10 protein-coding genes and 6 pseudogenes are annotated in these 12891 nt (G+C 68.6%); 11 read left to right on the top strand and 5 right to left on the bottom strand.

All coding sequences use genetic code 11. The features are described from left to right. Positions 1–25: 25 nt before the first annotated feature. Positions 26–482 (bottom strand): annotated as a pseudogene (locus tag V1J52_RS11600) (transposase family protein); the annotation flags it as partial. A gap of 55 nt (positions 483–537) precedes the next feature. Then, on the bottom strand, positions 538–921 hold the full coding sequence (locus V1J52_RS11595) for a hypothetical protein (RefSeq protein ID WP_443075801.1): 384 nt from the start codon (positions 919–921) through the stop codon (positions 538–540). A gap of 239 nt (positions 922–1160) precedes the next feature. On the opposite strand from V1J52_RS11595, the gene V1J52_RS11590 reads away from it, so the two are divergent. The 6 genes and pseudogenes from V1J52_RS11590 to V1J52_RS11565 all read left to right on the top strand — a co-directional run bounded on the left by V1J52_RS11590 (position 1161) and on the right by V1J52_RS11565 (position 6709). Next, positions 1161–2279, top strand: coding sequence for a YncE family protein (locus V1J52_RS11590; RefSeq protein WP_330139633.1), 1119 nt, complete (start codon positions 1161–1163; stop codon positions 2277–2279). Positions 2280–2983: 704 nt separating this feature from the next. After that, positions 2984–3577, top strand: a complete 594-nt coding sequence (locus V1J52_RS11585; protein WP_330139632.1) for a cupin domain-containing protein — start codon at positions 2984–2986, stop codon at positions 3575–3577. A gap of 86 nt (positions 3578–3663) precedes the next feature. Further along, positions 3664–4004, top strand: a pseudogene (locus V1J52_RS11580) (integrase); the annotation flags it as partial. A gap of 54 nt (positions 4005–4058) precedes the next feature. Then, positions 4059–4202 (top strand): annotated as a pseudogene (locus V1J52_RS11575) (SAM-dependent methyltransferase); the annotation flags it as partial. A 240-nt stretch (positions 4203–4442) separates the two neighbouring features. Continuing rightward, positions 4443–5123 (top strand): hypothetical protein, encoded by a 681-nt coding sequence (locus V1J52_RS11570; protein ID WP_330139631.1) that lies wholly within the window; start codon positions 4443–4445, stop codon positions 5121–5123. 803 nt (positions 5124–5926) lie between these two features. Beyond that, positions 5927–6709, top strand: a pseudogene (locus tag V1J52_RS11565) (IS5 family transposase). Here the strand turns inward: V1J52_RS11565 and V1J52_RS11560 are convergent. The 3 genes from V1J52_RS11560 to V1J52_RS11550 all read right to left on the bottom strand — a co-directional run bounded on the left by V1J52_RS11560 (position 6706) and on the right by V1J52_RS11550 (position 7779). Continuing rightward, on the bottom strand, positions 6706–6900 hold the full coding sequence (locus tag V1J52_RS11560) for a hypothetical protein (RefSeq protein WP_330139630.1): 195 nt from the start codon (positions 6898–6900) through the stop codon (positions 6706–6708). The pseudogene V1J52_RS11565 and the gene V1J52_RS11560 overlap by 4 nt on opposite strands. A gap of 12 nt (positions 6901–6912) precedes the next feature. Continuing rightward, the gene (locus V1J52_RS11555) at positions 6913–7041 is read right to left on the bottom strand and encodes a hypothetical protein (protein WP_330139629.1); all 129 of its coding nucleotides are present in this window, start codon (positions 7039–7041) and stop codon (positions 6913–6915) included. A gap of 399 nt (positions 7042–7440) precedes the next feature. Then, positions 7441–7779, bottom strand: coding sequence for a hypothetical protein (locus tag V1J52_RS11550; RefSeq protein ID WP_330139628.1), 339 nt, complete (start codon positions 7777–7779; stop codon positions 7441–7443). Between the two features lie 306 nt (positions 7780–8085). Between V1J52_RS11550 and V1J52_RS11545 the strand changes: the two genes are divergently transcribed. The 5 genes and pseudogenes from V1J52_RS11545 (at position 8086) to V1J52_RS11530 (ending at position 12731) form a co-directional block, all read left to right on the top strand. Continuing rightward, positions 8086–8478, top strand: a complete 393-nt coding sequence (locus tag V1J52_RS11545) for a relaxase domain-containing protein (protein WP_330139627.1) — start codon at positions 8086–8088, stop codon at positions 8476–8478. 174 nt (positions 8479–8652) lie between these two features. Continuing rightward, a pseudogene (locus tag V1J52_RS11540) lies at positions 8653–8799 on the top strand (relaxase domain-containing protein); the annotation flags it as partial. Between the two features lie 94 nt (positions 8800–8893). After that, positions 8894–9058, top strand: a pseudogene (locus V1J52_RS26130) (MobF family relaxase); the annotation flags it as partial. A gap of 81 nt (positions 9059–9139) precedes the next feature. Next, positions 9140–10171 (top strand): hypothetical protein, encoded by a 1032-nt coding sequence (locus V1J52_RS11535; protein ID WP_330139626.1) that lies wholly within the window; start codon positions 9140–9142, stop codon positions 10169–10171. 1132 nt (positions 10172–11303) lie between these two features. After that, positions 11304–12731, top strand: coding sequence for a non-reducing end alpha-L-arabinofuranosidase family hydrolase (locus tag V1J52_RS11530; protein WP_330139625.1), 1428 nt, complete (start codon positions 11304–11306; stop codon positions 12729–12731). Positions 12732–12891 lie beyond the last annotated feature (160 nt).

The following is a 12891-nucleotide window of genomic DNA, read 5'->3' as shown; positions in this document are numbered from 1 at the left end:
GTTGACTGTTGATCATGGTCGTGTGGTGGACCGCTCCGGGCAGCGCGGGTGAGGCCCACAGCAATCGTCCGGCCGCGTCGGTGATGACCTGCACGTTGATGCCGTGTTTCTTGTGTTTCCCGGAAGTAGAGGGGCCGGTCGGCGGCGATGCGGTCGATCGGCAGCAGCGTGCCGTCCAGGAGCACGAACGCCTTGGTCGAGGTGGGCCTCATCGTTTCGGCGAGGGTGGGGGCGAGTGCGGCCAGGACCTTGATGGCTTCGTCGATGTAGCGGTACGCGGTGGTGGTGCCTACGCCGAACCCCGCCGCGAGCTGGGCATAGGTGTGGCCGCTCCGCAGGCGCGCGAGCACAAGCAGGGCCTGCCGTCCGGCGGGCAACCGGCGCCATCTTGTCCCCATCTCGCGGTGGCGGGCGCGAAGGCGGGTGGAGAGGTAGCGCAGGGTCGAGGTGGACACATCGACGCCGGACGGGTAGACAAGCACGCGGAAGCTCCTGGCAGGACAGTTGTTCTCGACAATCACTCGTCTACCAGGAGCTTCACGTCCGGACACCGACCCTCCACCCAACTACGCCCCGCCACGTCAGGTTGAAAACACCTCCCTGTGTACGGCGTGGCTTCGGCTTCTCGTCCTCGCTGGCGGGCTCGATCCCGAGGGCCTGCTCGCACATCCACTGCTGCACGGTCGTGAGCTGGTCCCAGCCGAGCCGGACCGACTGCACCCACCGCTCGAGGTCTTCGCCTTGGCGCACGACGTCGCCCGCCTCGGTGGGCAGCGCCTCACCGGCGTCCAGGTGGAGCCGGACGAGGTGGAAGCACCGCTGCCAGGTCACCGGCCAGCTCGGGCACCAGGAGACGTCGATGTCCTCCAGCTGCTCGCGCCGCTCGTCCGACAGAGCCCCGGCCGATGACTCGACCGGCATACCCCCGGCACGCCGCTGCTCGATCTCCTGCGCCTTCCGGGCGGCGGCCCGCGCGTTCTTCAGTCAGATGCCCCCGGTACCCCTGGTTGACCGGATGCAGCGTCGCTCTTATGAGTGGTGCTCCTGCTGTTGGCCGTTGTGGCTTATTGTATTCGAACTAATACCTAGCGTGCTTGTCGGTGTGGATCAGGGGCAGTTCTTGAAGCGTTCCGAAGTCGCATGGAAGGACGTTTGGTTTCATGGCTCACCGGAAGGTGTATCTCGCCGTCGGCAGGACCCACACCCGGATCTACCGCTTCGACCCCATCGATGGTGACACCCGCGTCGTTGAGAACGTGCGGCCCTGCGAGGCCGGCTACACCGCCATGGGGGCGCAGTACCGCGGCGACGACACCGAGCCCTTGCTGCTGGCGGTGAGCCGCAACAAGCTCATCACCATCGACGTGGCGGCCGGCACCCTGAAGGAACAGGTCATCGACGGGCTGCCCGACGGGCCCTGGTTCGACGGCGACATGGATCCCGACGGCAAGACCCTTTTCGCCGTCAGCAACCCCGGCACACCCAGCTACGCCATCGACGTGGCAGCCGGCAAGGCCGCACCCCGCAACGCACCGGGAGGCGGCCGGTGGGACGACTTCGCCTACCACCCCAAGAACGGACGACTGTACTCAGTGGAGGGCGACAACGGCGACCTGCTGCTCATCGACCCGAGCCGCCAGCCCATGAAGACCGTCCTCAAGCAAGGTGTCTTCCCGCCCGCGCAAGCCAGCACCGCGGCAGGCTCCCGCAAGGCGTACTCGGCCACCTTCTTCGACCAGGACGGCAACTTCTACGCCGTCGACTCCGCCGGCAACGTCAACCACCTCGACCTGACCACAGCGACGAGCCCCGACCACTCGCAGCGCATCGGACGGGGCAGGGTGCCCGTCGGCAACCTGGAGATCATGAACGGCGCCGGGCGCATCACTCCTCTGCCCGTCCCGCCCAGTTACGACGAGATCACCGTGACGAAGAAGTTCAACCGGACATGGGAGAACAGCGAGCCCCGGGGCCGGTTCTACAGCTTCGACCTCACGCTCACCGCCATCGGCAAGGACAGCGGCACGGCGGAGGACGTCAGGAAGTTCCGCATCTCCTTCGACCTGCCGACGGTCAAGGGCGCGAAAGCCGAAGCATCCGGCGTGGAGGTCATCGCCCAGGACGGCAAGGCATACCTGGACTCGGTGGGCGACCAGTTCCTCGCCGCGGGTACGTCCCGGCCGATCACCGTGCTGATCACCGTGCCGGGCGACCCGGCTCGCCTGCCCCAGGAGTACCCCCTCGACGGCCTCAGGGCCACCCGCCTGCCCAGCCACTGACACGCCACCAGAGACACCGCCCCTGCAAGGCGCGCACCGACTGCGCAGGGCGGTGCCTCACTCGCGCGCAGCCGTCCCCTCGCAGTGGCGGGCGGCCACCGAAGCGGCGTCAACATCTCCGGATCCGTAAGCGCGGACGGGTCACCGGATCACTCAGGGGCCGTTGAGCGCATCGCATCGCAGCCGGCGCGAGCTGACCCGCCATGTGCCGAGCCGCCATCTGTGCCCGCACCTGCGTCGCACCCGCCCGGACGGAGTGCGCCGCCCCAGTACACCCACGCCGGTACGTCAACCCCGAACACCCGCCTCACCAGTCCAGCCCAGCTCAGCGCGACCTGTATGTGTGCCGCGCCGAGCCGCGGCACACATACACACAAAGGAGTTCCCACTGATGAGCCTGACCACCGCCCAGACACCCGCCGGACAACCGGAATACGGCGATGCACAGTACCCCTTCCACATCACCAAAGAAGAAGAACGGCAGCTGCGCCTCAGGGGTGCCGAGGCCGCCCCGTCCCTCGTGATCGGGCAGGCCACGTCCTTCGACGAGTACGCCCGCCAGCTGATGATCCCCCCGGCCGTCATGGACCTCGCGCGCAAGGCCGAGGACCTGCGCCTGTCGGCGTGGGAGATCGAGGCGATGCGCAACACCTCGCCCCCGCCACCGCACCCGGCGAGAAGGTGGGACTACTGCGCAGATCCTGGTGGAGAAGTACAACCACGACACGACCCACCCGCCGTACATCCGCGTCGCCTGCACCGGCCGGGGCGACTACGACCACCTGGCCGCCGAACACGGCCACCTCCACCCCCACGGCCACACCACCGGCATCGTCTTCTGCCTCGCCGGCCAGCTCGACGTCATGGTCTACGAGCACCTCGACTGGGACGCCCGCAAACTCGGCCTGCTGACCCTCACCCCCGGCCAGTGCGCCTGGCTGTCCAGGGACAACTACGCCGTGCACCGGGTGTACTGCCCGATGGATGGCGGCGGCGGCTCCACCGGCCCCGGCTACATGAACGCCTCCGCCGACTTCGGCGCCAGCTTCCACGTCTACCTCAACCCGGAGCAGACCGGCGTCGAGGACGAGGACGGTGACAGCTACAGCCGTGACTCCTTCAACTACATCGACGAGGAGTCCAAGGAGCAGCGCCCCTTCGCCACCGAGTCCGACCTCTCCTGGGGCATCCTGCGCCGGGTCCTGGCCAACACCCCACTGACCTGCGTCCAGCGAGGACGCCGCCCCCTCTGCCGCGGCTTCGCGTACAGAGAGGATTCAGCGCCAACTAATGTCTGAGCGGCAGCGGCCGGGCAGCGAGGTCTTGCCCGGCCGATGTGGCTGCTCCAGGGCCGAGGTAGTGCGTGCCACAGAGTTCTGAGCCACCCACCGGCCCACCCGAGCACGCCGCCGCCCTGGCCGAGTACCGCGACGCGCTGACGGTACTCCGCAACCGGCCGGACGGCTTCTGGATCGCCGGACCTGACCCGCGAGCGGCTGAACACGCCTCACCGAAGCCCTCGCGCTGGACTCGCTGACCTCCGTGTCGCTGCTAAGCGACGGCGCGACCCGGCTCGTCGACCGCATCCAACTCGCCACCCGAAAGCAGATGTTGGCCATCCTCAGCTCGCCTGGGTCCGCCGAGTTGATCCGCCATATCCGGGAAGTGGAGGCCGACGACCCCGAGGGTCGGCGTTGGCTACGGGGCAAGCCGCACGACGACGCGTGTCATGCGCAGAGTAGATGTCAGCGGGATGCGCAGGGATATGGCAGAGGGCGCGCAGAGTCTGGCGGCTACAACACCGAGCTGATCGCCCACGTCATTGGCCCCGACGGCCGCGTGGTGACCGTGGATATCGACCCGTGGGTTGTGCGCCGTACCCGCGCCTTCCTCACGGAGGCCGGCAGCGGGCGCGTCACCTCTAGGATCCGCGGTTTCGAGCAATTCCGCGTGACCATGAGCAGCAGTGACGTTCAGTAGTCGCCAGTCCCCAAGTTCTTGCGATCCTCCGGAGCGGGTCGTGCCCGGGCTTCCTACGCGGGTCGGTACGACATGGGTTAGTCGCTCCCAGATGGGTCGGGCCGCTCACAGCCTGGGAATGAGAGCGCACGGGACGCTTGGACGGTGCGGGGGGTGGCGGTGAGCGGGAGACTGCGGTTGTGGGTGGCCGGTGCGCTGGTGGGGGTCACCGCTTCGGTGCTGATGTGCGGGCTGGCCGTGGTCGCGGTAGTGCTCCTGCCCGCATGGTGGCCTCACCCGGCGGTGGTGGTTGTCGCGACGCTGTTGGTTCTCGGCATGGGGTTCGCACTGATCGCCGCGTGTTTCATCCACCTTGGTCCGCGGCACTTCGGTGTGGCCGCAGTTGCGGAGTGCCTGCTGGCCTTCGGGTTGCTGACGTTCCTCGACCAGGCCGTGCTCGACGTATGGGGCAAGCCTATAGAGACTGTCGTCACGGACACTGTCAGGCATGAGAGAAACGCACCGACGGGGGAAGTTGCCGGTTACTGGTGGGAGTGCTCGCTGGAGCGGCTCGACGGCACCGAACTGAAACGGACCCTCAGGGAGTCGGACTTCATTGCGCTGGGCGAGGCTTGCCCGGCCGACGCGGAGGCGGGCGACCGGCTCGTGGTGTACGCGGCGCCCGGAGGGTTCGCCCAGCCGCAGACGAACGCCCCGGTCGGGGGTGTGTGGCTGGTTGTCGCGTTCACGGCCGCCGCCACGGTGGTGGCGGCGACGTTCACGTCCGTCGGAATGACTCGCCCGGGCGCGCCAAAGATCCTGCGTCTCCCAGAGGGCCAGGCAGAAGGATCGCCGCTGGCTCGCACCCGAGACGGGCGGCGGTAGCGGCGGCAGGCTCACGCGTCACTGGGCTTCCCGGCGCCTCGGCCGGTCAGTCCCCGTCGTCGACCCACCGCCGGCCGCATCGCCGGCACCGGCCTCCCCACCACTCGTTGTCCCAGGCGTGTTCGGTGACGACCTCGCTGGCTGTCTCGCCGCATCGCCGACAGATCTGTGCGAAGTCGCAGGGGGTGGCACTTCGGTTCGGGGTGACATAGTCCGGGCGCTGCGCCACGGGGAGGGCGTCCACTGCCACGAGGTCGTTCTCGTGCCGGACCCACCCGGCTTCGTGCCCGCAGCGAACGCAGGCCACAACCTTCCGGCACGATGAATCCCTTGATTCCTCGCGCCCGTACTGGTGCATCACACCGGAACGCTGCAGCCGATCGCAGCACGCACACCGCCATTCATGAAGGCACGGTTGGGAAGCGCGACTGCTCTCGTCAGCCAGGACGCGCCGATACGCGTGGACCCCAAGCCGGCACAGCGCACGACGCACGAACGAGACAGGTCGCCGAGGCGTGCTCATTTCCGCAGCCCCCTCCCGACTCGCAACCCCGGCGGCCGGCCTGCCAGCCAACTCCCCACCCGCATCGTAGGCCGCACCGGCCCAACGGTGAATGCCCCCATAGGCGCGAAGCCGGTTTTCACCATCGCGGCGCGAGCACATGAGCCGACTCCCACATGGCCGATGAAGCCTGGTAAGAACTCCTAGCGAAATGATCTTCGAGGTGGTTGGACCGCTCCGGAACTGACGATCCCGGGGTGCAGGGTGGGCGCGGCCGAAGCCATGGGAAGTCGACGACGAACTGTGGGCGGTGATCGAGCCACTGCTGCCCAAGGTCGAGCGTCAGGCCCGGCACCCCGGGCGCAAGCGGTATCCTGACCGGCTGGTGTTCCAGGGCATCCTGTTCGTTCTGCACACCGGGATCGCCTGGGAACACCTGCCGCAGGAACTCGGCTTCGCCTCGGGCATGACCTGCTGGCGCCGGCTGGCCGAGTGGACCGAGGCCGGTGTGTGGCCCCGGCTGCACGAGATCCTGCTCGCCAAGCTCCGCGGTGCGAACGCTCTGGACTTCTCCCTGGCGGCGGTCGACGGCTCCCACATCCGGGCGCTAAAGGGGGCTCCAAGACAGGACGAAGCCCCGTCGACCGGGGCAGGACGGGCAACAAGCATCACCTGATCACCGACGCCACCGGCATCCCACTCGCCGCCTCTTTGACCGGCGGCAACCGCAACGACGTCACCCAGCTGTTCCCACTGCTCCAGGCCGTGCCGCCCGTGCAGGGCAAGCGCGGCCGGCCCCGGCGGCGCCCGGACATGGTGCTCGCCGACCGCGGCTACGATCACGACAAGTACCGCCGCCTGGTCTGGAACCTCGGAGTGAAACCGCTGATCGCCCGCCGCGGCACCGAGCACGGCTCCGGCCTCGGCACCCACGCTGGGTCGTGGAACGCGCGTTCGCTCACCTGCACTGGTTCCGTGGCTGCGGATCCGCTGGGAGATACGCGACGACATCCACGAAGCCTTCCTCAGCCTCGCCTGCAGTCTCGTCTGCTGGCGACGGTTGAAGAAGCTGCCGACGTCCTAGCTCTCGCTGCCCGAGAAACCCCGAAAGCCACGATCTTCAACAACCGGGAAGACCCGCTCGGCTCCCGCAGTCCAGGCGTCGATCTGAGCATGGGACGACCTGATGGCGTTGATCAGCGCCTCAAGCGCCTCAAGCTTCTCCTGTCCGACGTTCAGACTCAGATCCCGCATCGACACCTCGCGGTACGACATGCTCAGCTGCCATCAGAACCGCATGAGGAAGCGACACTCCTGCGGATCGCGGTCGTCTGCCAGGCGATCATGAATGACCGCCTGGACGCGCCGCCTCTGTTCGTCGTCACGGAAGCCGTTGCTGAGGTCAGTCAGGGTCACGCCCGGACACTAGCAACCACACGGACCATCCATGACGGGGCGATCAAGACGCCCGAGCAGGCGTATTCCGTTAGGAGTTCTTAGGCCGTCAGCGAGAGTGCCGATGCGTTCTACGACCGTAGAACGGATGCGGCCGACCCAGCGCCGGAGAAACCGGCTGCCACGGTGCAAGAGCCGCCCGCATACTCGGCGGCGCCACCTCAGCTGGTGGGGCCGCCGAGTATGGGGGCGTCGAGCGGAGACCGGCGCGCCCGGCGCTTGATCAGTCCTGGACCTCGGTGCTCTTCACACCATAGAACGTGGGCTTCGCGGGGCAGACCTCGGACTGCGCCATGGTGCTCCGACTCGGTCACGGCCTCAGTTGCTGCCACGCTGTGTTCCTACTGGTCATCGGGAAGATCAGCCAATCAACCGGCGACCGTGGCCCGCGAGGTGGCCTTCGGCCAGGGGCCGGTTAAGGATGCTGTGGGCCGCGATCCGATGCCACACGATGTGACGTGCCTCGGCGAACACCTCTCGGCCGTATGACCACGTCGCGCGCCCGTCTGGCGCCCAGGTGAGTTCGTAGAGGCCCGGGGCGCACCGGACGCCCTTGATCCGTAGCCCGGGGCGGAACAGGCCGGTGCGCAGGTCGGGGACGAAGGCGTCCAGGACGGCGCGGCGGAAGCGCCAGCGTTGTGTGGGGGTGAGGCGCTGGAAGTCGGCAGTGAAGCGGGGGAGGGTCTCGAAGGTTGGCACGGGGTCCTCCAGGAAGCACGAAGCCCCCGGCGGTTGCCGGGGGCGGAGGGTGGGTGACGTGGTGCAGGGCGGTGCGTCCTTGGCCGGTCGGGTGGGGGCGGTGCGTAGATGTGCGCGTGTTGGACGGTGGAGTCGTCTGCTGGCGGTTTTCGGGGTGTGTGAGGCGTGTGGGGCTGGCCGTTGCACAGCATTTGCATGGCCCCGGTGGTGTCCGCCCGGCGGGATCGGCCGTGAAGTTCTGGTGAACCCTCCCGCCTCACGGAACCGGCCTTTCAACGCAGGTCAGAGCCGGTGTTCGCTGCCGAGATGCTGAGTGTTGAGAAGGTGCAGAGGCGAAATGCGTGGCGCTACTACGTGCGCGGGGTTGCCTTCGGGGACGGCCGTCGCCCGGTCGGCCAGTCCCTGACGGACGCCCTGGAGATGACCGGGCTTCCGCCCGGGGTGTGGCTGGGGCGCGGCCTGACCGCGCTCGGGCTCACCGCCGGGCAGACGGTGACCGAACGACAGATGGAGCTGGTTTTCGGGCAGCTCTGGCACCCGGACGCTGACCGGATCGAGCGTGAGCTCCTGGACGACGGCGCCGACCCGGCCACGGCCCGGCGGGCCACCGTTCTGGGACAGCCGTCGAGGAGATCGAGGCGCGCAAGCAGGTCCCGCTGCTCACGCTCGACCTCACCTTCCGGCCCCAGGCGTCCCTGACCGTGCTGTGGGCCCTGGGAGACGCCAGGACGCGCCAGGTCATCGAGCGGGCACACGACCAGGGCCGTCGCCACCGCTCTGCGCTGGCTGGAGGACGAGGTCGCGTAGACCCGGTGGTCCTCGGGCCGCCAGCGCGCGGAGACGCCGGCCCTGGTCGTCGCGGCCTTCCGGCACATGGACAACCGGGACGGATTCCCGCTCCTGCACGACCACTGCCTGGTCCTGAACCGCGTACAGCGCAGAGGCGGCGACGGCGAGCCGGTGTGGGGCGCTCTGGACACCGTCCGCCTCTACAAGAACATCGTGGCCGCCGGGACGCTCTACACCCTCACCATGACCACCGAGGTCTGCGAGGAGCTCGGCCTGGCGACCGTGCCCCGCGAGGTGACGCCGGGCCAGCGCCCGGTGATGGTAGATCGCCGGCGTCGACCAGGAGCTGATCGACTGGTCTCCCACCCGCTGCCAGCGGATCGAGGACGCCCTGGAGGGCATCACCGACCAGTACGTCCGCGACCACGGGCGGCTGCCCGGCGAGCGCGCCCGCCACGGCCTGGGCTGGTGGGCGGCGCAGGACACCCGACCCGTCAAGAAGACCCCGTGCCCGCTGGAGCAGCTGCGCGCATGGTGGCGCACCTCCGCGGTTCTGCGCTTCGGCAAGGCGATGGTCGACGGGCTGCTGGAGCGGTGCCGGGCGGCCGGGAAGGCGATCCGGGCCCGAGTCAGCCCACTGGTGGACACCGCGCTCGCCACGGTCGACATCGCCGCGGTCGTCTACACCGTCCGCAACAGCTTCGCCCGCCACCACGTCCTGGCCGAAGCCCGCCGCCACCTGCTGGAGACCCTCCGCGGCCGCGCCTTCGTGCCCGGCCTGGACGACTACATCGCCGACCAGGCCCTGGCCCGCCACTCCCGCCAGCTCACCGTGCCCCAGACCGGCCGCCGGGCCCCCGCGCCGGACCAGCTCACCTACACCGCGGACTTCACCCGGCCGCACCGGTGGTGGATCGCCGGCACCGACGGCAAGCCCCCGAGGGCCGCCAGCCGCTACGAGCGGGCCAAGGTTGCCAGCCTCGCCCTGCAGAACGCGATCCGCGCCGCCCTCACCACACCGCCCGCACGGGGCGCAGCTCCGGCCGCGACCGCGCCGGCCGAGCCACCCACCGGTGAGCACGACCAGGTCGCGCCGCACGGAGTCGGCCATCCGGGCCGGGCCGCCGCTCGGACTCCGGCGCGGCGGGCCGCCGCCGTCCACGCCCACCAGCAGGCCGCGATGCCGCAGGAGTACCTGGAGGGCCGCACGACGGACCCCGCGACGTGGATGACCTCGCCGCAGAACCTCGCCCGTATCGCCGCCCTCACCCGCGCAGCCCAGGCCCGCAGCCGCACGGTCGAAGAGCAGGCGGACCGGACCAAGCACGCGTACCAAGCGAAGCAGGATCCGGCCGCCGACGCGGGTAGTCAGCAGCACCACACGGCGCAGCCCGACCAGGGCAGAGGAGTCGGCCCCGACCCGGTGAGCTGTCGCTCACCGCACCGATACGAGGCGCGCCACCGTTCGGGAGTGGACTCCACTCAGTGGGCTCTACCGCGTCCGATGCCAGGACGGTGGACTCCACTCGGTGCACGACATCGGCCGGGAGTGCACGACGCCGCGACGGGGGAGTGCACAGCATCCGAGGTCCACTGCCGGTGATGGGCCGTGCACTGCCCTTGTCCACCTCCGCTATTTGCGACATCCCTACCGGAGACGGGCAGTGCCCGGGGAGGAGAAGTCTCCGTCCCCGGGCGCTACCTCGGCCGCCACGCCTCGCGCTACGCGCGCGGGCGGTCGGGCGCAGGTTCTCCTTGACCGACAGCAGCCCGAGAACGGTGTGCTCCTGGCGGTGGGTTTGCCAGCGTTCCGCCAGGGCCTGGTCGTTGAACAGGGCCCGTCCCCACGCCCTTTCGCTGGTCAGGTCGACGGTACCGAAGCCGCCGACGGCCTGGACGAACTCCATCGCGATGTCGTGGAAGCGCGGGCCGTGGAAGTAGGAGAGGGTACGTCGTCGGGGACCAGGGCCGCTCTCGTCGGACACGAGCGTGTGGGACGCCTGGCGGGACTCGTAGTAGTTGTTGACCTGCGGCTGGATCACGGTGCGTATCACGGCCAGCACACGTTGCCGGTGCGTGGGCGTGTGCCGCGTGGACGTCGCGGGCTGAGCGGCCGGAGAGAGTGGGGCGAAATTTCCGGCGGCGTTCGGAAACTTCGCTGTCACGGACGCTGGAGACAGGGTCGACCACGCGTCGGCACCGTCCTGCAGATCGCTTCGCTCCGGCATCAAGTGTCTTATGACCCGGGCCTCTGGCGGTGAGCTGCGCTGCTTCGCGCGGAGGGAGTGCGAATGTTTCGGTGCTAGTTGCGATACTTGCGCGAGGTATTGACGTCGTTCGCCGGGTCCCTATCATTCAAGTTGCTCGATACTTCGACCTCTGTTCGATATTGCGAACATGTCGAGTCGCTCCATCGCACAGCAGGGCAGCTCCGGGTTGCGCCGCCCCGAAGCCAGAGCCGCAAGGAGCCGTACCGCATGCATATGTCATGGACTCGCCAAATCTGCCGCCCTCCTTCGGGCATGCCGACCCGGTGCTCGGCCGTTCGGTCCGCGTCAGGCGGTCGACGGACGCGACGTTGCTGACGGCGCCTGGGAGAAGGCCGAGGAGGACCGGGGCGACGCAAACGGCCTGCCGTGGTGCCCGCAGGCCACCGCACACCACACCACACCGACAGTCCGGCAGCCTCTGACGAGGCCAACCGGAACCGCCTACTTCAAGGTGAGGAAGTCCCTATGCGCAGAGGAAGTTCCCGTCACAGGCATCCGTCTGTGGTGCTCGCCGCCGTGATCGCGGCCCTGGCCGCGTTGGCGGCGACGCTCGTCGCCGCCCCGGCTCAGGCGGCTTCCAGCGGCGCCTTGCGCGGTGTTGGTTCCGGCCGATGTCTCGACGTGCAGGGCGCCAGCCAGACCAACGGCACGAATCTGCAGATGTACGACTGCTGGGGCGGGGCCAACCAGCAGTGGACGCTGACGGACAGCAACCAGCTCACCGTGTACGGCAACAAGTGTCTGGATGTTCCGAACCACGCCACCACGGCCGGTACCCGGGTGCAAATCTGGACCTGTTCTGGTGGTGCGAACCAGCAGTGGCGGGTCAACTCCGACGGCACGGTCGTCGGAGCCGAGTCCGGGCTGTGCCTGGAGGCGGCGGACGCCGGTACGGCCAACGGCACAGCGGTGCAGATCTGGACGTGCAACGGCGGCAGCAACCAGAAGTGGACCGGCCTGTCCGGGGATCCGACCCCGCCGGACGGCACGTGCTCTCTCCCGTCGACGTACCGGTGGACCTCAACAGGTGTACTGGCGCAGCCGGCGAACGGGTGGGCCGCAGTGAAGGACTTCACCACCGTGACCCTCAACGGCAAGCACTTGGTCTACGCGACCAACTTCTCGGGATCGTCGTACGGCTCGATGATGTTCAGTCCCTTCACGAACTGGTCGGACATGGCGTCGGCCGGCCAGACCGGCATGAGCCAGGCCGCGGTGGCACCCACGCTGTTCTACTTCGCGCCCAAGAACATATGGGTGCTGGCGTACCAATGGGGCTCGTGGCCCTTCATCTACCGCACGTCGAGCGACCCCACTGACCCCAACGGCTGGTCCTCCCCGCAGCCGCTGTTCACCGGGAGCATCTCCGGCTCCGACACCGGCCCGATCGACCAGACGCTGATCGCCGACGGCCAGAACATGTACCTGTTCTTCGCTGGCGACAACGGCAAGATCTACCGGGCGAGCATGCCGATCGGGAACTTCCCGGGCAACTTCGGCTCGTCGTACACGACGATCATGAGCGACACGAAGGAGAACCTTTTCGAGGGCGTACAGGTCTACAAGGTCCAGGGCCAGAACCAGTACCTCATGATCGTCGAAGCGATGGGCGCGAACGGGCGCTACTTCCGCTCCTTCACGGCCTCCAGCCTGAGCGGCTCATGGACCCCGCAGGCCGCCACCGAGAGCAACCCCTTCGCGGGCAAGGCCAACAGCGGTGCCACCTGGACCAACGACATCAGCCACGGTGACCTCGTCCGCAACAACCCCGACCAGACCATGACCATCGACCCCTGCAACCTGCAGTTCCTCTACCAGGGCAAGTCCCCCACCGCAGACGGTGACTACAACCGACTGCCGTGGCGGCCGGGTGTTCTCACCCTGCAGCGCTGACCTTCCCGATGCACGGAGGCCGTGATGTGGTGCGGGCCGCGGGCGTGTGAACGAGCGGTGCACGGCCTGGGCGATTCCACCGGCTGACCAACACGCACCACCTCCAGGAACCCCGGCCGTGCAGCGGCCGGGGTTCCTCTCACATCCGTCTGGCCGCATG

This window comes from Streptomyces solitudinis, from assembly GCF_036323765.1.
Classification (GTDB): domain Bacteria; phylum Actinomycetota; class Actinomycetes; order Streptomycetales; family Streptomycetaceae; genus Streptomyces.
This window is presented reverse-complemented; position numbering and strand designations above follow the sequence as displayed.

What these genes read in the sequence shown, in the direction of transcription:
- V1J52_RS11590 (WP_330139633.1), top strand. Translation starts at nt 1,161, where the DNA reads ATGGCTCACCGGAAGGTGTATCTCGCCGTCGGCAGGACCCACACCCGG.
- V1J52_RS11545 (WP_330139627.1), top strand. Translation starts at nt 8,086, where the DNA reads ATGCTGAGTGTTGAGAAGGTGCAGAGGCGAAATGCGTGGCGCTACTAC.
- V1J52_RS11560 (WP_330139630.1), bottom strand. Translation starts at nt 6,900, where the DNA reads ATGTCGTACCGCGAGGTGTCGATGCGGGATCTGAGTCTGAACGTCGGA.
- V1J52_RS11530 (WP_330139625.1), top strand. Translation starts at nt 11,304, where the DNA reads ATGCGCAGAGGAAGTTCCCGTCACAGGCATCCGTCTGTGGTGCTCGCC.
- V1J52_RS11535 (WP_330139626.1), top strand. Translation starts at nt 9,140, where the DNA reads ATGGTCGACGGGCTGCTGGAGCGGTGCCGGGCGGCCGGGAAGGCGATC.
- V1J52_RS11595 (WP_443075801.1), bottom strand. Translation starts at nt 921, where the DNA reads ATGCCGGTCGAGTCATCGGCCGGGGCTCTGTCGGACGAGCGGCGCGAG.